Annotated in this window: 18 protein-coding genes; 10 read left to right on the top strand and 8 right to left on the bottom strand. The window is 55.8% G+C overall.

What is annotated here, in order from left to right; all coding sequences use genetic code 11:
- Positions 1–17: 17 nt before the first annotated feature.
- From BOA8489_RS09220 to BOA8489_RS09200, 5 genes are read right to left on the bottom strand one after another with little or no spacing between them, the layout of a single operon-like run.
- Complete coding sequence (locus BOA8489_RS09220) at positions 18–1,031, bottom strand: 2-hydroxyacid dehydrogenase (RefSeq protein WP_093973731.1); 1,014 nt, start codon at positions 1,029–1,031, stop codon at positions 18–20.
- On the bottom strand, positions 1,028–2,398 hold the full coding sequence (gene pbfA / locus BOA8489_RS09215) for a (R)-1-hydroxy-2-aminoethylphosphonate ammonia-lyase (RefSeq protein ID WP_093973730.1): 1,371 nt from the start codon (positions 2,396–2,398) through the stop codon (positions 1,028–1,030). Before pbfA ends, BOA8489_RS09220 begins: the two co-directional genes overlap by 4 nt.
- Before the next feature lie 45 nt (positions 2,399–2,443).
- The gene (phnY, locus tag BOA8489_RS09210; RefSeq protein ID WP_245813755.1) at positions 2,444–3,901 is read right to left on the bottom strand and encodes a phosphonoacetaldehyde dehydrogenase; all 1,458 of its coding nucleotides are present in this window, start codon (positions 3,899–3,901) and stop codon (positions 2,444–2,446) included.
- Positions 3,898–5,157 carry a phosphonoacetate hydrolase gene (gene phnA / locus BOA8489_RS09205; RefSeq protein WP_093973729.1) on the bottom strand — a complete coding sequence of 420 codons (1,260 nt, stop codon included), beginning with the start codon at positions 5,155–5,157 and terminating at the stop codon, positions 3,898–3,900. The genes phnY and phnA overlap by 4 nt, the downstream gene beginning before the upstream one ends.
- 13 nt (positions 5,158–5,170) lie before the next feature.
- The gene (locus BOA8489_RS09200; protein ID WP_093973809.1) at positions 5,171–6,352 is read right to left on the bottom strand and encodes a 2-aminoethylphosphonate--pyruvate transaminase; all 1,182 of its coding nucleotides are present in this window, start codon (positions 6,350–6,352) and stop codon (positions 5,171–5,173) included.
- A 104-nt stretch (positions 6,353–6,456) separates the two neighbouring features.
- On the opposite strand from BOA8489_RS09200, the gene BOA8489_RS09195 reads away from it, so the two are divergent.
- The 10 genes from BOA8489_RS09195 to BOA8489_RS09145 all read left to right on the top strand — a co-directional run bounded on the left by BOA8489_RS09195 (position 6,457) and on the right by BOA8489_RS09145 (position 18,423).
- On the top strand, positions 6,457–7,317 hold the full coding sequence (locus tag BOA8489_RS09195) for a LysR substrate-binding domain-containing protein (RefSeq protein WP_093973728.1): 861 nt from the start codon (positions 6,457–6,459) through the stop codon (positions 7,315–7,317).
- Between the two features lie 148 nt (positions 7,318–7,465).
- Positions 7,466–9,022 (top strand): sulfatase-like hydrolase/transferase, encoded by a 1,557-nt coding sequence (locus tag BOA8489_RS09190; protein ID WP_093973727.1) that lies wholly within the window; start codon positions 7,466–7,468, stop codon positions 9,020–9,022.
- A 218-nt stretch (positions 9,023–9,240) separates the two neighbouring features.
- Positions 9,241–11,280 (top strand): ABC transporter substrate-binding protein, encoded by a 2,040-nt coding sequence (locus BOA8489_RS09185; RefSeq protein ID WP_093973726.1) that lies wholly within the window; start codon positions 9,241–9,243, stop codon positions 11,278–11,280.
- Positions 11,281–11,397: 117 nt separating this feature from the next.
- Entirely contained in the window at positions 11,398–12,405 is a 1,008-nt protein-coding gene (locus tag BOA8489_RS09180) for an ABC transporter permease (protein WP_093973725.1), read from the top strand.
- 5 nt (positions 12,406–12,410) lie between these two features.
- Positions 12,411–13,565 carry an ABC transporter permease gene (locus BOA8489_RS09175; RefSeq protein WP_093973724.1) on the top strand — a complete coding sequence of 385 codons (1,155 nt, stop codon included), beginning with the start codon at positions 12,411–12,413 and terminating at the stop codon, positions 13,563–13,565.
- Positions 13,562–14,560 (top strand): ABC transporter ATP-binding protein, encoded by a 999-nt coding sequence (locus tag BOA8489_RS09170; RefSeq protein ID WP_093973723.1) that lies wholly within the window; start codon positions 13,562–13,564, stop codon positions 14,558–14,560. The genes BOA8489_RS09175 and BOA8489_RS09170 overlap by 4 nt, the downstream gene beginning before the upstream one ends.
- On the top strand, positions 14,557–15,564 hold the full coding sequence (locus BOA8489_RS09165) for an ABC transporter ATP-binding protein (RefSeq protein ID WP_093973722.1): 1,008 nt from the start codon (positions 14,557–14,559) through the stop codon (positions 15,562–15,564). The genes BOA8489_RS09170 and BOA8489_RS09165 overlap by 4 nt, the downstream gene beginning before the upstream one ends.
- 301 nt (positions 15,565–15,865) lie before the next feature.
- Positions 15,866–16,645: an SDR family NAD(P)-dependent oxidoreductase gene (locus BOA8489_RS09160; protein WP_093973808.1), complete on the top strand. Its 780-nt coding sequence runs from the start codon at positions 15,866–15,868 to the stop codon at positions 16,643–16,645.
- A 396-nt stretch (positions 16,646–17,041) separates the two neighbouring features.
- Positions 17,042–17,248, top strand: a complete 207-nt coding sequence (locus BOA8489_RS09155; RefSeq protein ID WP_141138264.1) for a hypothetical protein — start codon at positions 17,042–17,044, stop codon at positions 17,246–17,248.
- Between the two features lie 386 nt (positions 17,249–17,634).
- Positions 17,635–18,423, top strand: coding sequence for an inositol monophosphatase family protein (locus BOA8489_RS09145; RefSeq protein WP_093973719.1), 789 nt, complete (start codon positions 17,635–17,637; stop codon positions 18,421–18,423).
- Here BOA8489_RS09145 and BOA8489_RS09140 read toward each other — a convergent pair.
- From BOA8489_RS09140 to BOA8489_RS09130, 3 genes are read right to left on the bottom strand one after another with little or no spacing between them, the layout of a single operon-like run.
- Positions 18,420–19,493: an ABC transporter ATP-binding protein gene (locus tag BOA8489_RS09140; protein WP_093973718.1), complete on the bottom strand. Its 1,074-nt coding sequence runs from the start codon at positions 19,491–19,493 to the stop codon at positions 18,420–18,422. The two genes, BOA8489_RS09145 and BOA8489_RS09140, sit on opposite strands and share 4 nt — an antisense overlap.
- On the bottom strand, positions 19,490–21,709 hold the full coding sequence (locus BOA8489_RS09135) for an ABC transporter permease (protein WP_093973717.1): 2,220 nt from the start codon (positions 21,707–21,709) through the stop codon (positions 19,490–19,492). Before BOA8489_RS09135 ends, BOA8489_RS09140 begins: the two co-directional genes overlap by 4 nt.
- Before the next feature lie 3 nt (positions 21,710–21,712).
- Positions 21,713–22,738: an ABC transporter substrate-binding protein gene (locus BOA8489_RS09130; RefSeq protein ID WP_093973716.1), complete on the bottom strand. Its 1,026-nt coding sequence runs from the start codon at positions 22,736–22,738 to the stop codon at positions 21,713–21,715.
- Between the last annotated feature and the right edge of the window lie 112 nt (positions 22,739–22,850).

Below are 22,850 nucleotides of genomic sequence, written 5' to 3'. Positions count from 1 at the left end.
AAAGCGAGGGTTTTGCGTCAGTCGCGAAAGCGAACGTTGGTGCTTTGGGCGCGTAAGCGCGGGTCCTGCGACGCTACTTGCACGGGGCGTCCGTCCAATATTTCGAAGCAGCGCTCAAGTGTTTCGGCTTCGAGCCGGTGCATTGCTTCGGTTGTATAGAAAGTCAGGTGCGGGCTCAGGATAACGTTGTCGCGGCCAAAGAGCGGGCTCAATGGATGGTCGTTCAAGGCCAGCGGTTCGGCACTGAAAACATCAAGGCCTGCTCCGGCAATCTCGTTTTTATCCAGCGCTTGGATCAAGGCTTGTTCGTCGACAATCGCGCCGCGTGAGACGTTTATCAGGTAGGCGCTTGGCTTCATTGCTTTGAAGGCGTCGGTGTCGATGAGATGGTAGGTTTCGTCGTTCAGGACAGAATGGATTGAGACGAAGTCGCTTTGAGCCAGCAGTTCGTCGAGCTTTTCGCATCGCGTTACACCGGCCGCGTCAAACACGCTTTGCTCTGTGTGCGGGCTGTAGCCGATGACGTTGGCACGGAACCCGGCACCCGCCATTCGCGCCATGGAGCGTCCGATCCGACCGAGGCCAATGATGCCAACCGTGCTCTCGGCGAGGTCGCGGGCAAGCCAGCGCTCTTCGGGCCAAGCCCAGCCTTTCGTCTGCATTTGGTGGTGCAAAGCGGGCACGCGTTTGGCCAAGGAGAGCATCATCGTGAACGCACCCTCGGCCACAGTTTCTTCCGCGTATTCCGGGATATTAACCACGGGAATACCGCGCGCGATGGCGGAGGGGATGTCAATTGCGTCGATCCCGACACCGTACTTGACGATGCCCTTCAAGTTCTTTGCAGCCGCGATGACAGCCGACGTGATCGGCTGATAGCACATGAGCAAAAGATCAGCTTGCGCGACAGCGCGGCAGAGATCGCTTTCGCTGATACCGTCCGGTAACAACGTCAGGTCGTGGCCAGCTTTTCGAAGCTCAGCGTCCAAATGCGGCGTGCACAATTCTGAGTCTGTGCGAACGATCTTCACGCCGCGACATCGCGGATTGCTGTTTCGACAATGCCAAGGGCGCGGTCCAAGTCTTCCTGCGCGATTGTCAGTGGTGGAGAAAGCGTCAGTACGGAACCGGAGCTGATTTTGAAGCTCAAGCCCTGTCCCAGACAGGCATAGTAAATCTTCTCAGCCGTTTGATTGTCGGGTTCGCGTGTGTCGCGGTCTTTGACAATCTCAACTCCGAACATCAGGCCGCGTCCTCGGATGTCGCCAACGGCCGGGTGATCCCCGAGGGCGTCCTGTAGCCGGTCCATTGCTTTGCGTCCCAAGTGATTGGAGCGCTCCACCAGGTTTTCGTCTTCGATGATATCCAATGTGGTGAGCGCCGCCCGTGCAGTGACGGGGTTCTTTTCGTGCGTGTAGTGGCCGATTGCGAAATCACCGCAAACATCCAGATCGTTGCGAGCAATCACGGACGCAATTGGCAAGACGCCGCCTCCAAGCGCTTTTCCGAGCGTCACAATGTCCGGAATGATGTCGTCATGGTCAAAGGCAAAGAAACGACCTGTCTTGCCCAATCCCGTTGGAATTTCGTCCATAATGAGAAGCGCTCCGTGGCGATGGCAGGCATCGCGTACGGCCTTCCAATATCCGGGAGGAGGCACTACGGGAACGGCCCGCATCGGTTCGGCGATCACGGCCGCAACATCGCCTTCGCGGCCAAGAACATAGTCGACCATTTTGGCGCAAGCCAATCCGCAGGCCTTTGGTCCGGGGTGGCCGTAAGCGCAGTGGTAGCAATGAAACGGCGCCACGTGTTCGGCACCTGGCATCATTGGACCGGCGATATGACTACGAAACGTGGCTTCGCCGCCGACAGAGGCGGAGCCAAAACCCGCACCGTGAAAGGCGTCCCAAAAGCTCAGAGTTTTGAAGCGCCCGGTGGCTGCGCGGGCGATCTTGAGCGCGACTTCGTTGGCGTCCGAGCCGCCGGTGGTGAACAAGACTTTGTTCAGATCGCCGGGTGCCAACTGCCCCAAGCGTTCTGCCAGTTCAACCGAAACGTCATTTGTAAAGCGACGGGGAGAAAATGGCAGTTCGTTCAGCTGGGCCGTGATAGCCGCAATTAGGCGAGGGTGACCGTAACCGATGTGGTGCACCGAATTTCCATGGAAATCCATGTAGCGCCGACCGGCGGTGTCCTCGACCCAGATGCCCTCAGCCTTGGCGATTGTGGCAACGCATGGAGACGACAAGGACTGATGCAGAAACGCGTCCGAATCCCGCGCCAAGAGGCGTTGCGTTGGTGCGTGAGTCTCGCGCGCAGCCCAAGCCGCGCGCGCGGCGCTTGTATTGGCCTCGCCCTCTGTGTGGTGGCCGATTTCATCGTTCTCTTGTTTCAAAGTATCCCCGCCGGAGGCAGTGGTTTTTTGAAGAAAAAGCGCACTCTAGTTTGGCCATGGCAGCGAATAGGTCTTCACGTTCGTGAAGAATTTCATCGCTTCTATAACGCCTTCTTTCACACCGTTGCCACTGTCCTTGATCCCTCCGAAAGGAGACATCTCAATGCGGTATCCGGGCTGCTCCCAGATATTGCAGGTGCCGACATCCAAGCCGTTGATGTAGGCAATGGCACGGTTCAGGTCATTGGTGCAGACGCCCGAGGACAATCCAAATTCGGTGGAATTGGAGATCCGCATTACTTCGGCGTCGTCGTCTGGAACGCGCACGATTGGGATGATGGGTCCAAAGGTTTCTTCCATCACCAATTCGCTATTGTGAGGCACCTTGTCGACCACAATCGGCGGCAAAAGAGCGCCGTTGCGGCCCGGGTGATAGAGAATCTCTGCGCCGTCACTTTCTGCCATAAAGACGCGTTTTTCAAAGAGCTCCGCCGCGGCAGCGTGGATAACACAGCCGAGTTCCGTCGCTGGGTCTTGCGGGTCGCCGAACTTGATTTTCTTGGCCTTCTCCAAAACGAGCGGGACGAATTTGTCCGCGACGCTTTCTTGGACAAGAATGCGCTTCACAGCGGTGCAACGCTGGCCTGAGTTACCAGTTGCGCCCGCAACGGCAATCGTTGCTGCCTTGTCGAGGTCGGCGTCGCTCAGGTCATTGCACACAATGAGAGGGTCGTTGCCGCCAAGCTCGAGTGCCTGACGCTTGTAGCCGGCTTTATTTGCGATGATTTTGCCAACGGGCACACCGCCGGTGAAGGTGATGATGTCGATGTTTTTGTTGGTGATCATCTCGTCGCCGATATCTTCGGGCAATCCGGTGACGATCTGGAACATCTCGGGCGGCAGACCGGCCTCGTAGAGGATGTCGGCCAAGGCAATCGCCGTGAGGGGGGTCAACTCGGTTGGTTTGCACACCATGCAATTGTTCGTCGCGATAGAGGGTGCGATTTTGTGGCTGACCATGTTCAGCGGGTGATTGAAGGGGGTGATCGCCGAGATGGCCCTTACGGGTTCGCGTTTGGTGAAAATCTTGCGCTCTTTGCCGTTGTGGGTCAGGTCACAGGAGAAGATCTCGCCATCGTCGTTCATCGCCTGAGCGGCCGCGAATTGGTAAACGTCCTGCGCGCGCTTGGTTTCGTAGATTGCGTGTTGGTGGCAAATGCCCAGTTCCAGCGTGAGCCATTTCGCCAAGAACTCGCGCTTTTCGCCGATCAGTTCACCGGCGCGCTGAAGGATTTGGCTGCGCTCGTAGCGGCTGAGTTTGGACTTGTAGTTTGCGGCGATCTCGAAGGCTTTGGCGGCGTGCTCAGCGGTCCCGGCGGGCACAGTGCCGATCACTTCGTCGGTGTAGGGGTAGTGCACGTTGATGACTTTGTCGGTGAAAACAACTTCACCGCCGATGCGCATTCCTTCGTGACGAATGTCTGTTTTGTCCATTTTGTTCATGCGTCTTGCTCTTCCAGTGCTGCTGCTTGTGCTGCGTAATAGAACGCATCAAAATTTCGAAGGGTCGGTGCGGTTGGCAGGTCGATCTTCCGGTTAACGATGAAAGGGACGGCCTGTTCGGTCAAGCCGCCGTGCGAGCGCAATGGCTCTTTAAGGGCGGCGAGATCGTGGCGGTGGGCCGAGGTGCCGATGGTCATGTTCTCGGTGGAGACCATGACAATATCGCCGATGCGATCTCCGGGGAGTTCAAAGCGTTCGATTGCCTCTTCTTTGGTAAGCACTTCGAGCATTTCGGGAAGCGCTTTGAGGCGGGCGATGATGTCGGCTTGATCGGCCTGGGAGGGCAAGTAGGCTGTGGCAAAGCTGCCCAAGGCACCGTGGTGGACCACGTAGGGGTCAGTGATGGGCAGGATCACGCGGGCGGCGGCTTTGCCCAGCCACGCATCGAGCAAGTCTTGGACATAGATCACGGCGGGGTCGCCGTTGGCGTCGTGTTTGGGTTTCATGCCGTGGTCGGCGGTTACCACGATGGCCGCGCCCATTGCGTCGAGCTCGGCGAGGTAGCGATCGAACATGGCGTAGAAGTCTTTGGCGCCTTGCTCATCGGGGGCGAACTTGTGCTGGATGTAATCTGTGGTCGACAGATACATCACGTCGGGGTTCCATTCTTTGAGAAGCTTTACACCAGCGGCGAAGACGAATTCGGAAAGTTCGGCTGAATACACTTCGGGGACGTCCATTCCGAGCCATGCGCTGGCGTTGTCGATGCCGTGCTCGGACTTCGTAGTCTCGGCTGCGCGCTCCGAGGAAAACGCAATCGCCCGGTCGTCGTCAAAGCTGAGACCGGCCCCTAAGAGCGCGCGCAGTTTGTCTTTGGCCGTGACCACAGCCACCCTTGCGCCCGCTTCGTAGTATTTTGAGAAAAGGGTTGGCGCGCGCAGGAAGCGTACGTCATTCATCATCACCTCTTCGCCGGTATCGGGATCAAAGAGGAAGTTACCGCAAATTCCGTGCACTGCTGGTGGGCGGCCCGTGGCAATGGACATGTTGTTGGGGTTGGTGAAGCTCGGGATTACGGAATGTGCCAATCGGTCCGTTCCGGTTTCGCGAATGCGTTTTAACGTCGGCATCAGACCTTCGGCGATGGCGACTTCCAAGTATTCGGGCTCGCAGCCGTCTAAGCAAATAGCAATCGCGCAGGTTTTGGGGACTGCGTAGGTGCGCTCGTTGGCGACGACCTCGTTGGTGATCGGCATGTTGGTTCGGTCCTTATAATGCGGCAAGTTTCTTGCGTTCGTTCAAAGCGATGGCGGGTGGGGCGGCGCTGACCACTCCCATGTCAGATAGAGCGTCACGCGCGGCTTCCACCACAAGGTTCATAACGTGAGCATCCATCTGGCCGATACAGCCGATGCGGAAGCTATCAACAACTGTGAGTTTGCCGGGATAGATGATGAACCCCTTGGATTTCATCAGATCGTAGAACTGAGAAAATTGAAATGCCGGGTCAGCCGGACAGAAGAACGTCACGATGATCGGGCTGAGCCAACGGTCATCGAGCAAGGTTTCGAATCCAAGTGCGCGCATTCCAGTGACAAGAGCATCTCGGTTGTTTGAATAGCGCGCAGCGCGACCTTCGACGCCGCCTTCCTGAGCGTGTGCTCTTAGAGCCTCGCGGAATGCCGCCACGACATGGGTTGGCGGCGTGAAGCGCCATTGGCCAGTTTTGCTCATTGTTGACCATTGGGCTTCCACGTCGAGGCTGAGCGAATGACAGTTGCCTTTTGCGGCTTCAAGTTCGCTGGTGCGCGCTATCACAAATCCGAATCCCGGCACGCCTTCGATGCATTTATTGGCGGAGGACACCATTGCCGTGTAGCGCAGCGTGGCCAAGTCCATGGGCACGCCGCCAAAGGCGGACATGCTGTCGATCAGAAGTTTGCGTCCTGCCGCGTGGGTTGCCTCGGCGATCTCGTCAATCGGGTTCAAGATGCCGGAGCTTGTTTCGCAATGAATCGCCAATACATGAGTTATCGCAGGATCTTCGGCCAGAGCGTGTGCGACGTCATCGCCGCGCGGAGGGAGATAATCGCCTTTGTCGATCAAGGTGTGGGCGCGGTTCAGGTAGGTCATAGTCTGTGCCGCGCGCAGGCCGTAGGCGCCGTTGGCGAGCACCAGAACTTTTCCGTCTTTTGGCACGAAGGTTCCGAGCATCGCTTCGACGCAATATGAACCGGACCCTTGGATCGGCACGCAGTCGTAGGCCTCAGCGCCCGGGCCGATGAGGTCGAGTATCCCGGCGCGTATCTCGCGCGTCAAAGCGCGGAAATCATCGTCCCAGCTTCCCCAGTCCTTCAACATGGCTTCTTTAACGCCAAAAGAGGTTGTGAGCGGCCCAGGCGTGAGAAGGTAGGGTTCACCCAATTTCGGGGGCGGCAAGGGTGCAGGCATAGAGGTGACCTCTTGTTGCGGATACCGCTTAGATGGGCCGGCTTGACGCATATGTAAAATTTTCATTTTATATTGATCTATAATTTTTTTGTATGGAGAGCGCCATGCGCTATAGCCAACTTCGCGCCTTTCACTTTGTCGCCTTGTATGGCGGGTTTTCGCGGGCGGCGGAGGCTCTCAATCAGACCCAGCCTGCGCTGTCGGATCAGGTGCGAAAATTGGAGCAGACGCACGATACTTTGCTGTTCCGCCGTGAACACCGACAAGTTCGTCTCACTGAGGCGGGTGAGGGTTTATTTCGGATGACAAACCAGTTCTTCGAGCTTGAAGACGGGATTGGCGATTATCTTGGCCGCGCGCGGGCTGCGGTTCAGGGCAAGCTGAGGATTGTGGCGGATTCTGCGATCCACATTACAGACGCGCTCAGCCAGTTTCGCTCGGAGTATCCAAAGGTTTTTGTGACGATCGAAAGCGGGAACACGGCGGCCATCTTGTCGAAGTTGCGCAACTATGAGGCTGAAATTGGTATCGTTGGAAATCTGGATTCTGGTCCTGATCTTCAGAGTTATCGGCTGGGTCAGTCCCCGATTATTGCTGTTGCGGCCAAAGGTTTCCTGCCCAAGGGAACCCACGCGATCAGTCTTGACGACTTACCTGACTATCCTCTCGTTTTTCGGGAGAACGGCTCATACACGAGGCTTATTCTTGAAGACGTCGCCAAAAAGCGGAAGGTGACTTTGCGACCGGTGATAGAGGTCGATGGGCGTGAGGCGATGCGCGAAGTGGTAGCGTCCGGGGCAGGGCTGGGATTTGTCAGCGAAGCTGAGTTTGGGCATGATGATCGGTTGGAGCGGGTGTCCATCCAAGGGACTGATATCGCGATGACTGAGACCTTGGTTCATTTGTCGATGCGCACCGACGTGCCGGTTATTCGTGCATTTTTGCGCAGCATTGGCCCTCTTTAGTCGGATCTGCAAAGGTATTGCGCAGTAATCCGGCAGACGGCGTTGTTTTTCAAAAGAGTTCGCAAAATGCGACCATGACACTTGCCACATCGCTGAAAAGCGGATTTGCTCGTCCAGGGGAATACGGGAACTGGGGAACGCTGTCGACGTGACGGACCGTCCGAATATTCTGTTTGTTGTAATAGATCAGCTTCGCGCGGATTGCCTTACGGGCGCTTTGGCCGACCACGTCGATCTACCGAATTTGCAGGCTTTGCGGGCTGACGCTGTCACATTTCTCAATCATTACTCGGTGTGCAATCCGTGCGGGCCTTCCCGGGCGTCTATTCTCACCGGGCAATATGCGATGAACCATGGATCCGTGCGTAACGGCACGCCATTACCGCATGATACCCCAACATTGGGAACAGAAGCGCGGCGGGCGGGGTATCGTCCGATGCTATTTGGATATACCGATATCGCGCGAGATCCACGCCAGCATCACCCTAATGATCCGGACATCCACACTTACGAAGCAGTAGCGGCGGGCTTTGATGAGTTGGTCGAAATGCGCCTTGATGAGAGTTTTCCCTGGAGAGCCTATCTGAAATCGAAAGACTATGACCTGCCTGACTACTCATTATTTTATGCGCCTCAAGGGAGTGATCCTTGTGATCCCGCATTTTATCGAGCCGAGGACAGCGACACAGCTTTTTTGACGGATTGTGTTCTTCGCGATTTGGCCGTTCGTCCACCGGGATGGTTTGCGCAAGTGACGTATATTCGCCCGCATCCGCCCTTCGTTGCGCCTGAGCCTTACAATCGCATGTATGATCCGGCATCTCTCCCCAGGCCCGAAAGCGTGAGTGTGGAGCATCCATTTCTTGACGCGACAAGGCAGAGCAAAACCGCGGCGAGTTGTGTGCAGGGCTTGCCTGATTTGCCGGATAGTGAGGAAACCACAGCCAAACTCAGAGCTCTGTATTTGGGTCTGGCCAGCGAAGTGGATCATCACGTTGGTCGATTGCTGAGCTTCCTGAAAGATACCGGACAGTTTGACGATACGATGATCGTCATCACGGCCGATCATGGCGAGACGTTGGGTGATCAGGGGTGCTGGGGCAAGTCAAGCTATCTGAACTCTGCCTTTCATACGCCGCTCATTATCCGTGATCCTCGAAAGCCAAATGGCCACGGCAGAGATGTGGTTCAGCCAACCGAATCAATAGACCTCACGCCGACGATTTTGAGCAGGATCGGGGTTATGCCGCCGGATACGATGGACGGTCGCGATCTCGGAGTTTTCCTTGATGGTGACGTGCCGACAGACTGGCGGAGTCACTCTTTTTCGGAGCTGGATTTTGGCGATCCGATTGAGGCGACGAATGTACAAGTTAGCCTTGGCTTGGGAGCGTCTGAGGCAAATCTTGCGATCTTGCGTGATGGCACTCACAGCCTTGTTCATTTCAATGGTGGATTGCCCGCAATCCTGTTTGATCACACGGATGAAGGTGAGGCGCGCAACATCGCGGATGACCCTCAATCGGCAGAAAAAATGCTGATGCTTTCGCAGAGCATGCTTGATCATCGCATGTCCAATCCTGGCGGTCGGTTTGCGCAAACCATGGTCAGTGCCGCCGGTGTAAAAACCGCTCCGCGGCATGCTTCAGGCGATAAAACGAGTTTGAATGTTGCAAAAGTTTTACGAGAAAGTGCAAGCTTATGATAGAGATACAAGAGCTAGGCGCTTTCAAAGCGCGCAGCGACGTTGTCCTGATGGTTAGCAGTCTTGGGGGACGACAAGCGGGTGAAAAGAATTCTTCTCACTTCAAATTGCAAGACGGCGAAAACGCCGCTTGCTTCAAGCGATCTGGAGGCGGTCTGCGTTTCGCGTGAATCCGCTGACACAAAAAACGATAACTACTTCGTAAACTGGGAGACAAAATGAAACGAATCTTATTAAGCGGCGTTGCGGTGCTGGCCATTCCGGCGGCAGCCTATGCCAATTGCCCGGCCATCACGATGGCGGATATGGGCGGCGTTGCGGCGGGTGCTTATCCGCAGCAGTTTGACCTTATGGAATTTCAGGCAGCCGCTGGCTGTACGATGGAGTTCTCTGAGCATCCCGATATCGCAAGCCTGAACAGCCAAATTGTCGGGAATGGCGATCTTGCTCCGGTCGCGGATCGTTTGCCATCCGAGCCTCTGGTTGTGGTGCCTTACGATAGTGTTGGGCAGTACGGAGGCGTTTTGAACGTTCTTTCGAACGCTACGGAAGCTGGAACATCGGACTTCCTTTCCGTGCGTCACGTGAACCTCGTGCGCTATTCAGATGATCTTCAGACGATTGTGCCGAACATCGCGAAGTCATGGGAGTGGAACGACGATTTCACCCAGCTGACGTTTAAGCTGCGCGCAGGTCACAAATGGTCAGACGGTGCGCCGTTTACATCGGCTGACGTGGCTTTCTGGCATGACAACCTTATGCTCGACACCAATATTTTCGAAAATCCGAAAGACTACGTGACCGTCGGTGGTGAGACGATGACGGTCGACACACCGGACGATGTTACGGTGATCTTCAACTTGCCGGCACCTAAGCCGGGTCTTTTGGCGCACTTTGCCACGCACTTCGGTCAGGGCTTCCAGCCGAAGCACTTCCTTGGTCAGTTCCACCCGGATATCAATGCCGATGCGGACAGCTATGCTCAGAGCCTTGGTTTTGAAAACGGCTATGACGCGATCAAGGCCTATTACGGGAATTCGGACTGGACGGATACGCCTACTCCGATGCTCTCGAAACCTGACCTTGTAGACGGCTTGCCCAAGCACACTCACCCAACACTTGAGAGCCATATCTACATTGCTGACACCACTGAAGGGCGCCGCCTTGTGGCCAACCCTTACTTCCATCAGGTGGACACGACGGGCCAGCAGCTACCATATATCGGTGAACAGGATGAGGTCTATATCAACGACAATGAGGTGCGTATCCTCAAGATCGTGAATGGGGAAGTAGACTACAAATCGCAGTCCTTGCAGCTTGCCTCGGCACCTCTTCTTCTGGAGAGCCAGGAGAGCGGCAACTACACGGTGCAGCTAAAGCCTGAGATCACAATTGGTGCTTTTGGCTTTAACGTCACGCACGAAGACCCTGCCAAGCGTGCGGTCTTTGGTGATCTATCGTTCCGTGAAGCGATGTCTTTGGCCATCAACCGCGAGCAACTCAACGAAGTTGGCTTCTTCGGGCAAGGTACGCCGATGCAATACACCGGCTTCTCTCCGATGCCTGAGTTTATTGAAGGTGACTGGCAGAACTATATGGCCGGATTCGACCAGGCCGGTGCCAATGCACGTCTTGACGCTCTTGGTATGGCCGACACGGATGGTGATGGCTTCCGCGAACTGCCGAATGGCGACAAGCTGGTGTTGAACCTGAACTATTCGACACAGGGCATCGCCGGCCAGACGGTCGAACTTGTCAGCCAGTACTGGGCCGACGTGGGCATTCAGTCTGTCGTGAAGGAGGTGACACCGGACGAGTATCGCTCGGCGCAGTCCTCCAACAAGCTCGATGTCTCGATGTGGCGTAAGTCACAGCCGCTGGCAATCGTCCTTGGCAATAACGAGCTGTGGGTGCCCCCGTTCGAGAACTACTTCGGCAACCGTAACGGTATGCTCTGGGCCGAGTGGGTGGACAGCAACGGATCTGCTGGCGTTGAGCCGCCTGAGGATGTCAAACAGCTGATTGCTGACATCAACGCGTTCCAGTCTGCGGATCAGAGCAGCGATGAGTTCAAGATGCTGGGCAACCGGATGGTCGAGAACATGACGTCGAACTTGTTCTTCATCGGTACGGTCAACGCGCCTGCACCTTTGATCAACAACAACGATCTGAAGAACTTCACCGAGTTCAAGACGCACAGCTACGAGTACTACCGTACGTACCCATATCGGGCGACACAGTGGTGGTTGGACGAATAATCCGTCACGCGTAAACTCAGACAAGGTTCGGGCGGGGGTCTCGCCCGAACCAGACGACAAAGACCAGCCAAAACAGGACGCGGACCAACCGCGCCGTTTTAATGACAGGGACGATAGATGCTCCAATTCGCCAAGTTCGTGATGACACGTGCAATCATGGCCTTGATAACGCTGGTGATTGTGTCCTTGGTCGTCTTTTCTCTGATGGAACTGGTGCCTGGTGACTGCGCCGAGCGGTATCTGGCCTTTAAGAACACCCAAGGTTCCAGCATTCAGATTGCCAATGAACTTGAAGCCGAGCGCGCGCGCCTCGGTCTTGATCGACCCTTCCTTGAGCGTTGGGGCAGTTGGATTGCCGGCGCGTTTCAGGGTGATTTTGGCGATAGCTGTATTCTGCGCGTGGATATCGCTCAGCTTTTGGGCGACAAGTTTTGGATTTCTTTGGCGCTATGTGTGGCGTCGCTTGCATTGGCATATGCCATTGCCATCCCGGTTGGGATTATCGCCGCTGCGTCTTCCAGCGCCTTTTTGAACAACTCACTGCGTCTGTTCAGCTATCTCGGTCTGGCGCTTCCGAACTTCCTTTTGGCGTTGATGATTATGCTGTTCGCGACGGTCTATTTCGGAAACACCTTGACCGGGCTGTTCTCACCTGAATTCCGAGATGCCGATTGGAGTTGGGACAGGTTTGTCGATCTGTTGTCACACGCTTGGTTGCCTATTTTCATTCTTGGATGGTCCGCAACAGCGTTTGCATTGCAGACAGTGCGCGCCTTGATGTCTGACGAGATTGGCAAGTTGTATGTCACCGCTGCGGCTGCACGCGGGGTTTCGGGCGGTAAGCTTTTGTGGCGCTATCCGGCGCGGCATGCGCTTGGTCCGATTGTGAATTCGCTCGGTTTTGATTTGAACCGCATCTTCAACGAACTTCCGATTGTGGCGCTCATTCTAACACTCACCGAGGCTGGCGCCTTGTTGATCGAAGCGCTCGCGCGGTCAAACGATCAGCAACTGGCCGGGGCCATCATTTTCTTGCTGACCGCCTCCATCGTGACATTGAACTTTTTGACCGATGTCTTGTTGGCGGTCTTGGACCCGCGTGTTCGCAAAAGCATTATCAGGTAAGCGCCATGACCGATCAAATCACAAACCCCGCCTCCGCAGGAATGTCGGATCAGAAGTCCAAGGAGGCTTATTTTACCGCCTCTCAGGGGCAGTTGATTTGGGCACGTTTCAAGAAACAGCGCGCAGCCATGATCGCCGCGAGTGTGTTGGTGGTTCTTTTGCTCTCGGGATTGTTTGCGCCGTTCTTGTCGCCCTATAATCCGACGGTCGCTGGCAAAAACGACGATTACACGAACGGTGCACCGCAAATCCCGCAGTTCTGCGACGATGCCGGATGTAGTTGGCGGCCCTACGTCTATGGGGTTGAGCGCGAGCGGTCGATGGAAACGAACTTCAGGTGGGTGACAAAGATCAACACGGATGATCGTAAGTACCTGTCTTTTTTCGTTGAAGGATGGGAATACAAGCTTTTTGGCTTCATTCCGATGGACACTCATCTTTTCGGGGCTCCGGACGGCTTTGTGCATCTCTTTGGGACCGATGCCACAGGTAAAGACATCTTCTCGCGCACGCTGCATGCGATTTTGACGTCGATGCAGGTTGGGACAATTGGGGTGTTTATCGCCTTCGTTCTGGCGCTCGTGATAGGGGGGATATCGGGCTATTACGGTGGCTGGATTGACAGCGTTTTGCAGATGATCACGGACGCTGTTCGAACGGTGCCTGCGATCCCTCTATTCATGGCAGTGGCGGCCTTTATGCCCCCTGAGTTATCTGCGGAATCGAGGTTCTTTTACATATCCATGATCCTCGGTTTGATCGGTTGGCCGACATTGGCGCGAAGAGTGCGTACGCATCTTTTGACCGAACGAAATCAGGAATATGTTTTGGCGGCACAGCTCTGCGGAGCTTCTTCCGGGCATGTGATCCGGCGGCATTTGTTGCCGAGTTTCACAAGCTACATCATCGTCGATCTGGTGATTTCATTTCCCTACATGGTTTTGTCGGAAACCGCGCTGAGCTTCATTGGTCTTGGCCTGAAAGATCCGGTCAACAGCCTCGGCGTGATGCTTCAAAACGTGACCAGCGCTGACGTGCTTTTGAACTATCAGTGGTACTTTATTCCGGTCTTCTTTTTCATTGCTCTGGTGATGGCATTTGTCTTTGTGGGCGATGGATTGCGAGACGCGGCTGACCCCTATTCGGACAATAACAAATGAGCAATCTGATAACGGTTCAGAATCTGACACTGAAATTCCGCACGGATGAAGGTCTGATTACGGCGGTTGAAGACGTCAGTTTTCGACTGCGAAAAGGTGAAGTGATTGGCCTTGTCGGAGAGAGCGGATCGGGGAAATCCGTGACGGCCAAGGCATTGATGCACCTTAACGCCAAAAACGCGGTTTATTCGCCGGAGTCCAAGATCATCCTTCATACTGATGAGGGCGATGTGGATGTTCTGTCGTTGCGCAAGGCCAAGGATATGAAGGTGGTGCGCGGCGGTGCGATCTCGATGATTTTCCAGGAGCCAATGGCCAGTTTTGCACCTGCTATTTCCATTGGAAAACAGATGGTCGAGCAATTGATGCTGCATTCTGACATGTCAAAGGAGCAGGCGCGCAAACACTCCATCGAGATGTTGGACCGCGTCGGAATCTCTGATCCTCACAAACGCGTCGATCAATTTGCATTCGAACTGTCGGGAGGCATGCGTCAACGCGCGATGATTGCCATGGCTCTGTCGACCAAGCCCAAACTTCTGATTGCAGATGAGCCGACAACGGCATTGGACGTTACAATCCAAGCTCAGGTGATTGATTTGATGAAAAATCTCGTCACTGAGTTCGACATGGGGATCATCTTTATCACGCACGATCTTGGCGTCGTTGCGCAGACGGCTGACTACGTTTCAGTCATGTATTTGGGTCGCCTCATTGAGAAGGGTCCCGTGCGCGAAGTGATCCGCGATCCGCGTCATCCCTACACCCAAGGTCTGATCGCGGCATTGCCGAAGCTTGATGATTTGGAGAACCCGCTCTTGCCGATCCCAGGGGACATTCCATCACCTTTGGAGCGTCCACCTGGGTGTGTTTTCAACACGCGTTGTTCAAAGATTGTGGGCGACGCCTGCATGTCGGTTTTGCCGCCCGATATCAAAGTCAATCCGGTGCATCGCGTTGCGTGTCACATTTATAAAGATGAGGGGGTGGCATGAGCGACGACACACTCATATCCGCCCGAGGTCTGTCCGTTGGTTTCAGCATCGGAAAGGGCCTCTTCGATAAGCGTATCCTCAAGGCGGTGGACAACGTCGATATCGATATTCAAAGCGGGTCATTCTTTGGACTTGTTGGGGAAAGCGGCTCTGGAAAGACCACGCTTGGGCGCGCCTTCTTGAAGGCTGTTACGATAACTGGCGGCAGTGCGACCTACAAAGACGGCGAAGTGGAGTATGACCTCACCACGCTGAATGGCGCTAAGCTCAAGGATTTCCGAAAACGCGCGCAACTGATTTTTCAGGACCCATATGCAGCGCTTTCGCCACGGATGACGGTGCGCGATATCATCGCCGAACCTTTGGAAGTTATGGGGCTGACAAGCTCGCGGGAAGAGACCGACGAGCGTGTCCGTGAAATTGCTGCGAAGTGCCGTCTGAACCTCGAGCATCTGCGGCGGTTTCCTCATGCGTTTTCCGGGGGGCAGCGCCAGCGGATTTCAATCGCGCGAGCGCTTGTGTCGGGGCCGAAGTTTGTGGTGGCCGATGAGAGTGTCGCAGCACTCGATGTGTCGATTCAAGCCGACGTGTTGAACTTGTTGAAGGAGTTGCAACGCGATCTCGGGATTACTTTCCTGTTCATCAGCCATGATCTTTCTGTGGTTGCCCATACATGTGACCATGTGGCTGTGATGTATCTTGGTCGTTTGGTTGAAAGCGCGACGACGCGGCAACTTTTTGAGGCCCCGCGCCATCCTTATACCAAGGCGTTGTTTTCGGCGATTCCGTCACTGGATCCCGACGACGAAAAATCCGCTCAAAAGCTTGAAGGCGAGATCCCGTCACCGACAAATCAGCCGCCGGGCTGCAAGTTCCACACCCGCTGTCCGTTTGTCATTGATAAATGCAAGGCCGAGGAACCTGTGCTGGAACATGCGGACGGAACCGGTCACGAAGTTGCCTGCCACCGTTGGGTTGAGCTGATGGAGCAGAAGGCGCTTTGATGAAGCGGACGATATTTGTGTTGCCTTGAGTTAGTCCAATTGTTCGCTTTGTCAGAGGAAACTTGCTTGTGCGGGGTAGGGCGGTATTGCAGCGTCTAGGGGTGACGCCCTCGCGTGTAGACACACCGCGAGCGAGAGAGCCGACTTTGGCTCAGACGCAGCGAAAGCTCACAAGTCCCGCATAGCGGTCATTCGCAGTGATACGCATCGACGTCCGCTTTGCGGGACTATGTGGTCGGTCCCATAGCTTGAGCCAAGGCATGTCTTTGGTCTAATGCTATATAAACGGCGGGAGTTCGAGATGGATCTGGGATTAGAAGGCAAGCTGGCGGTTATCACGGGTGGCTCGAAGGGGATTGGTCTTGGAATTGCCCGAGCGTTCGCTGCTGAAGGTGCAAATGTCTTGTTGAACGCCCGCACACAGGACGTTGTCGAAAAAGCGGCGCGAGCAATTAGCGAGGAATTTGGCGTCGAGGCAACTTCTGTGACAGCCGACGTTTCCACCATGGAAGGATGCAACTCGGTAATCGACGCGGCGGCGGCGTCCGGCGGCGCGGACATCTTTGTCTCGAACGCTGGTACTGGTTCGAACGAGACGGTCGCCGATGCTCCTGATGAAAAGTGGCTCGACTTTTGGAACTTGCATGTAATGGCCGCGGTACGTCTGTCGAGGGGACTGGCAGATCAGATGGAAGCAAAGGGAGGCGGAGCGATGCTGATGAACGCCTCGATCTGTGCGGTTCAACCACTTTGGTATGAACCAATCTACAATACTACCAAAGCTGCACTCCTTATGTTCGGCAAGTGCCTGTCTTCAGAAATGGTAAAGCGGAATATTCGGGTCAATACTGTCAATCCGGGTCTCATCCATACTCCAGATTGGGAGAATACGGCCAGGGAACTGCGGGGTGACGATTGGGAGGCATACTTGCAGGAAGTTGCAAATGAGAATGCCGACATAAAGCGATTTGGAAGCGTAGAGGAACTCGCGAACTTTTGTGTCTTTCTGTGTAGTTCACGTGCTTCCTACTCTGTGGGGTCGGCATACCATGTTGATGGCGGAATGCTGAAAACCGTGTAAGCACGGGTCGGCATGGACGAAGAGTGACCTTGTGAACACCTCGTGCACAGGAAGATGTCCGCTTTGCAATCAATTCGTCTTTTTGAGACGCTTCCCCCCCTCTTGAATAACACCTCAGTGAAAACGGAACTGGGCGGCGGGTCTGCGGTAAAGCGGCTATCAAGATCTGGGTGGGGGGTATTTAGACCCTCATTGGCCAAATCCCACCGACCGGTGGAGGGGGTCAAATTCACGCATCCACAAATCAAAAATATTGTGGGTGACTGCGCAAGAGGGTCGAGGCGACGCGATGTTGCCAAATCTTGGCGCTCGCGCGATTTTGGTGTGGTAGATCGTGTGGTGTGCGATTTGCGTTTCTGAAATTTGTTTTTTAAAACAATGACTAAAATGTTTTACATGACGGACTTCGTCTCCGCCACCACACATTGCGTGTTGTTATCAACGTCTTTCGTCTCGATGTCCAAGGAGGTGTTGCCCAAAATGGACCACAACAAGGCCGAGATAGAAGACATGCGATACCTCGTTCAGCGTCGCCGCCCCGGCAAGCGCTGGGTTTTTCGGTATGTAACGCTGCTTGAACTGGTAGGCGTTTCGAAGGTTTGAACATAAGAAATCTGCTTGAGGGGGGCAGGGCGGTCCAGCATCTTCGCTGGATGATTGAATCCAGCCCAGTTCGCGACTTCAAGCCCAGTTCTGACATCATCCAATTTGCAACGAAGATCAACGGCGAGACAAATAATCTGCAGCGCGCTGTGGATCATGAGGGCGAAGTATTGGCAGCTTACGTCAGCGCATCATGGAAAAGTGACTGCTAGTGCAATCTGATGTATAGGTCTCGGCATCATTGTGCGGCGATAGTCTAATGCGCGTGCAGCAAGCGACGGCTTCATTCTCGAAACGGCCTTTGCATTGTACTCGAAAGTGACCAAACTCAACTATGCGCTGGCGATGGTCGCTTGAGTAGAACAGCATTTGAGAGAAGAGATTGAATGCCCGAAAGAATTGAAGTCTTGGAAGATATTTGCAGACAGGCAGGACGCCTGGCGCTGCAATACTTCCGGAATCAGGCCAGCTTGGTAATTGACCACAAGGGCCATCAGGATTTTGTTTCGCAGGCGGATCGCGAAGTGGAATTGCTGACACGCAAACTGCTTTCTGAGAATTTTCCAGACGACGCGATTGTGGGTGAGGAACATGCACCCTCGCCTGGCACGTCCGGGTTCACATGGGTCATCGATCCCATCGACGGCACGACGAATTTCATCAACGGGATCCCTGCTTGGACCGTCGTTGTGGCGGGCGTTCGCAACGGCGTGACCGAGTGTGGCGTCATTCACGACCCTTGCAACAACGAAACCTTCGTTGCGGTGAAGGGGCGTGGGGCAACGCTGAACGGGGCGGCCTTGACTCTGTCGGACGACCGCAGGCTATCGCAAGGCACCGTCGGGATTGGCTATTCAAGCCGTGTCGAGGATCAGGGCATCGTTCGTCTTGTGACTTCCTTGGTGAATGAGGGGTCCATGTTCTATCGGAACGCGTCTGGCGCGTTGTCTTTGGCCTATGTCGCCGCGGGACGCCTTCTGGGATACTCGGAAGAACACATGAACGCATGGGATTGTCTGGCCGGACAATTGATCGTCGCTGAGGCGGGAGGATGTGTCGAAGACCAGAATGCGAACGACATGATCCGGAACGGCGGGCGTGTTGTCGTTGGCACGCCAGCGATTTTTGAGCCACTGCTGACCTTGTCAAAGACGGCGTTTGGCCAGAAGGCCTAGGCTTCGGGCAGCAGCACCGGGCCTTTCTTCGAAAATCCGACGGTAACCTCGGCGCCGATTTGGAACGGAGCGTCCACGTCCTCGTGGACCGCGAACATCGTTCCGAAACTGGCCTCCAAGGTGTACTCCATCCGCACGCCGACATAGGTGGCTTTGGCGATGGTCGTCTTGAACCCGTTTTCCGCGCCGATCACCAGACGAGACGGCCGCACCGCCAGTTTCGCCGGGCCCGGCGCAAGGCCGCGCGCCGGGAGAACATGCCGGTAATTCTCGATTGCGATGGTTGCCATGTCGCCATCGACGCTGTCGATTTCACAAGGTAGGATGTTCGCTTCGCCGATGAAGTCCGCGACAAACCGGTCGACCGGAGCGTCGTATAGGCTGCGTGGCGTGCCGATCTGCGCAATCGAGGCATTGCGCATCACGACGATCTCGTCGGAGACGGCAAGGGCTTCCTCCTGATCGTGCGTGACGTAGACGACGGTCAGGCCGAGGTCCTGCTGAATTGCGCGGATGTCTTCGCGCACCTGCCGGCGCAGTTTGGCGTCGAGGTTGGACAAGGGTTCGTCGAACAACAGAACTTGCGGTTCCAGCACCAAAGCGCGCGCCACAGCGACCCGTTGTTGTTGGCCGCCGGACAATTCGCTTGGCAGGCGGCTGTCAAAGCCTTTAAGGCCGACCAACTCGAGCCCGGCCAAAGCACGCGCCTTTGTCTCGGCTTTGGAAAAGCCCGAAAACGTCAGGCCGTAAGAGACGTTTTCCAGCACACTCATGTGGGGAAAGAGCGCGTAGGACTGGAACACCATCGACACGTCGCGGTCTGTTGCGGGCAAAGTTGTTACGTCGCGATCCCCGATCAGGATGCGCCCCGAGGTTGCCATCTCCAACCCGGCAATCATCCGCAAGGTGGTGGTCTTGCCGCAACCTGAAGGTCCGAGAAGGGTGACGAGTTTGCCAGCCTCGACATGCAGATCGATGTTATCTACCGCGACGACATCACGCCCAAAACTTTTGGTGACGTTTTCAAAGCGGACCGGAGCGGCCTTGCTGGCTATCAGTGTTTCGCTCATGTCTGTTCCTTTGCCCCGAATTGCGTGCGGCGTCCGATCTTGGTGCGCCCGACCAACAATTGCAGCAACCCAACGGCCGCCAGCATGACGAAGATCAGCGTTGTCGAATAGGCAATTGCAAGGCCGTAGTCGTTATTTTCAACGCGGCCAATGATGTAGCTGGTTGCCATGTCGTATTCCGCGGACACCAGGAAGATGACCGCGGAGATCGCGGTCATGGCGCGCACAAAGCTATAGACCAGTGCGGCCAAAATGGCGGGTTTCAGAAGTGGCAGGATCACTTTGCGGAACGTTTGCCACGAGTTTGCGCCAAGCGTGAGTGAGCTTTCATCAAGAGATTTGTCGAGCTGGCTCATGGAGGCGATGCCGGCGCGCACACCGACCGGCATGTTCCTGAAGATGAAGCTTACGACCAGAATGATGCCGGTTCCGGTGATCTCGATCGGCGGTACGTTGAACGCCAGAATATAGCTCACGCCGATAACCGTGCCGGGGATCGCGAAGCTGAGCATGGTGCCGAACTCAAACGCGTTTTTGCCCGCGAAGGTTTGGCGTGTAAGCAGGTATGCGGTGATAAGCCCGACGATTGCCGTGAGCGGGGCGGCGGCGGCGGCGATATAGATCGTCGTCCAGAAGCTGTCCCATGCCGCGCCGGTCCAGCGGATGCCGGTTTCTTCGAAGCGGACCGAAAAGGCGGTGACGTAATGCTTGAACGTCAGTGTGTTGTTCACGCCCCAAAGTTCGACGACGCTGCCGTAAAGAATCATGCCGTAGACGACGACGGTGAACAAACCCCAGAGGCCTGCCGCGATGAACACCGGAATGGCGAGGCCATTGGGCATTAGTGGATGGACGCCGGCGTCGCCTTTGCCGGAAACGGTCGTGTAGCTCTTTTTTCCAAGCCACATGCGCTGGGCGTAAAACGCCGAGAGCGTGAAGAACAGGAGCACCATCGCAAGGACCGCCGCGCGGCCCTGATCGTATTGCGCGCCAACAATGGCGAAGAAAATCTCGGTCGACAGGACGTCGAAGTTGCCGCCGAGGACCAGTGGGTTACCGAAGTCGGCCATGCTTTCGATGAAGCCGAGGAGGAACGCGTTGGCAAGGCCCGGACGCATCAGCGGCAGCGACACCGTGCGGAAGGTTTGCCAGCGGTTTGCGCGTAGAGTCTGAGCGGCCTCTTCCATTGACGGTGACACGCCTTCAACGACGCCGATCAGCACGAGGAAGGCGATGGGGGTGAAGGCGAGTGTCTGGGCGATGAGGACGCCGGGCATACCGTAAAGCCAGCGCGTTGGTTGAATGCCGAGCAACTCGGCGACGAATTGAGTGACCGTGCCGGAAAGGCCGAACAGCAGGATCAGAGCAAGGCCGATGACGAAGGGCGGTGTGATGATCGGCAGAACCGTCAGTGCCCGAAGCGCACGTTTGTAGCGAAAGCCCGAGCGCGTCACGACCAGTGCAAACACCAGTCCAAGAACCGTTGTCAAAAGGCCGACGAGCACAGCGAGGAACAGCGAGTTCCAGGCGACTCCGCAGCGACCGCCCGTCAGGCAGTTTAGGCTCCAGAGCCGGTCATCGAAAAACTTGGAAGCGAAGACGGAGGCCGAATATCCACCCTCTTCAGTGATGAAAGCGGCCAGAAGCATCTTGGCAATCGGGAAGAAGACGAAGACCGTCACGATGACGATGACGCCGCCGATGGCGCTGACGACAAAGACGTCCCCATTCACGGCTCCGCGCGCGGCGATCCCTTGGGTGAACAGAAACAGAAAGGCCGAGGCGAGCAGCAAGGCGCCATAGCCCATCCCGAACTGGCGGTCGCCAAGCTCGCCGAACAGGGCGTTCAACCAGTCGAAGTTGAAGCCTCGGATGCCGATGCCGAAGCCCTGGGCAATAAGCCAGCCAAAGCCGAACGCGCCGGACAGGAGTAGAATCTTCGCATAGAGCGGGTCACTTTTCTTGCGACCAAGCGCGAAAACCGACGTGATGAGCGGAATAAGAAGTGGGGTCAGCCACAGCTTTTCGCCCTGTGCGATCAAAAACGCAGCCGGGGCATAATCCTCATCAAACGGATAGCCATCGACCAGCCATTCAAACGTGAAGAAACCGTCTTCGATCCCGTACCAGGGCAGAAGGCAGAACCCGACCCACCCGGCGACGATCCAGAAGATCAGCGCCGGATGGGTGGTCGTTTTACTTGAAATGTCGCGCAAGTCTTACTGCGGCAACGTTGAGACGTCTTCATCCCATTTCTGAAGCAGACGCTTGCGTTCATCGGATGAACCATAGGTCTTGAAGTCATAATCGATCAGTTTGATCGTCGACATGTCAGGCGCGGATGGCGATGTCTCGGCGCCCACGTTCGACGGCACCTGGAACGCGTTTACCTGCAGCGCAAGGTTCTGGGCGTCCGCTGATAGAGCCCAATCATAGAACTGCTTGGCTTCGTCCATGTTCCGCGCGCCTTCGATGATAGACATCGAGCCGATCTCGTAGCCGGTGCCTTCGCACGGGGCCACCACTTTGACCGGGAACCCGGCAACAGCCTGCGCCACGGCGTCGTGCATGAAGACGATGCCAATGGTGGTTTCGCCGCGACCCGCCGCCTTGATCGGAGCGGACCCCGACTTGGTGTACTGGTTGATATTGGCGTGGAGCCCTTTCATGAATTCAAAGCCTTCGTCCTCGCCGAAGATCTGCACCATCGAGGCCAGCGTCGTGTAGGCAGTGCCGGACGAGTTCGGGTTCGCCATCTGCACATGGCCTTTGTATTCAGGCTTTGTCAGATCCATCCAGCAGGATGGCTCAGGCAGATTGTTCCCCGCCAAAAGCTCGGTGTTGTATCCATAGCCAAGAGCGCCGGAATAGATGCCGATGGTCTTGTCGCCAGCACTGGTTGCCTGACTGATCGCCCAGTCGTGAAGTTCGGCCCGCATTGGCGAAACATAGGCCGCCGTCAGGTTTTCTTCAGCCGCCTGCAGATGTGGATCGCCCGTGCCGCCCCACCAGACGTCGCCCCGTGGGTTCGTAGATTCTGCCTTGATCTGGGCGAAGGTCTCGCCGGACGACTTGCGCGTCATGTCCACGTCGATGCCCGTCGCATCCTCAAAGCTGCGCGCCATCAATTGGCACCAGTCTTCCTGGGCCGAACAATACAGCGTCAGTTTGTCGGCCTGCGCAGCCGAAACGCCTGCGGTTAGCGCGACGATAGATGTCAACGCGAGTGTGCTTAATCTCTTCATGGTATTCCTCCCGTGGTCGGGCCCGAGGCCCTTTATTTTGTCCCGTCAACACAGTCTTGGTGCGGACAAGAAGTGTGTGACAGCCGCATTTTTTATTGCAGTCCTGATCCCA

The organism is Boseongicola aestuarii, assembly GCF_900184815.1.
In the GTDB taxonomy this organism is placed as follows: domain Bacteria; phylum Pseudomonadota; class Alphaproteobacteria; order Rhodobacterales; family Rhodobacteraceae; genus Boseongicola; species Boseongicola aestuarii.
This window is presented reverse-complemented; position numbering and strand designations above follow the sequence as displayed.

What these genes read in the sequence shown, in the direction of transcription:
- BOA8489_RS09165 (WP_093973722.1), top strand. Translation starts at nt 14,557, where the DNA reads ATGAGCGACGACACACTCATATCCGCCCGAGGTCTGTCCGTTGGTTTC.
- BOA8489_RS09170 (WP_093973723.1), top strand. Translation starts at nt 13,562, where the DNA reads ATGAGCAATCTGATAACGGTTCAGAATCTGACACTGAAATTCCGCACG.
- BOA8489_RS09130 (WP_093973716.1), bottom strand. Translation starts at nt 22,738, where the DNA reads ATGAAGAGATTAAGCACACTCGCGTTGACATCTATCGTCGCGCTAACC.
- BOA8489_RS09160 (WP_093973808.1), top strand. Translation starts at nt 15,866, where the DNA reads ATGGATCTGGGATTAGAAGGCAAGCTGGCGGTTATCACGGGTGGCTCG.
- BOA8489_RS09200 (WP_093973809.1), bottom strand. Translation starts at nt 6,352, where the DNA reads ATGCCTGCACCCTTGCCGCCCCCGAAATTGGGTGAACCCTACCTTCTC.
- BOA8489_RS09195 (WP_093973728.1), top strand. Translation starts at nt 6,457, where the DNA reads ATGCGCTATAGCCAACTTCGCGCCTTTCACTTTGTCGCCTTGTATGGC.
- phnA (WP_093973729.1), bottom strand. Translation starts at nt 5,157, where the DNA reads ATGCCGATCACCAACGAGGTCGTCGCCAACGAGCGCACCTACGCAGTC.
- phnY (WP_245813755.1), bottom strand. Translation starts at nt 3,901, where the DNA reads ATGAACAAAATGGACAAAACAGACATTCGTCACGAAGGAATGCGCATC.
- BOA8489_RS09185 (WP_093973726.1), top strand. Translation starts at nt 9,241, where the DNA reads ATGAAACGAATCTTATTAAGCGGCGTTGCGGTGCTGGCCATTCCGGCG.
- BOA8489_RS09140 (WP_093973718.1), bottom strand. Translation starts at nt 19,493, where the DNA reads ATGAGCGAAACACTGATAGCCAGCAAGGCCGCTCCGGTCCGCTTTGAA.
- BOA8489_RS09175 (WP_093973724.1), top strand. Translation starts at nt 12,411, where the DNA reads ATGACCGATCAAATCACAAACCCCGCCTCCGCAGGAATGTCGGATCAG.
- BOA8489_RS09180 (WP_093973725.1), top strand. Translation starts at nt 11,398, where the DNA reads ATGCTCCAATTCGCCAAGTTCGTGATGACACGTGCAATCATGGCCTTG.
- BOA8489_RS09145 (WP_093973719.1), top strand. Translation starts at nt 17,635, where the DNA reads ATGCCCGAAAGAATTGAAGTCTTGGAAGATATTTGCAGACAGGCAGGA.
- BOA8489_RS09155 (WP_141138264.1), top strand. Translation starts at nt 17,042, where the DNA reads ATGACGGACTTCGTCTCCGCCACCACACATTGCGTGTTGTTATCAACG.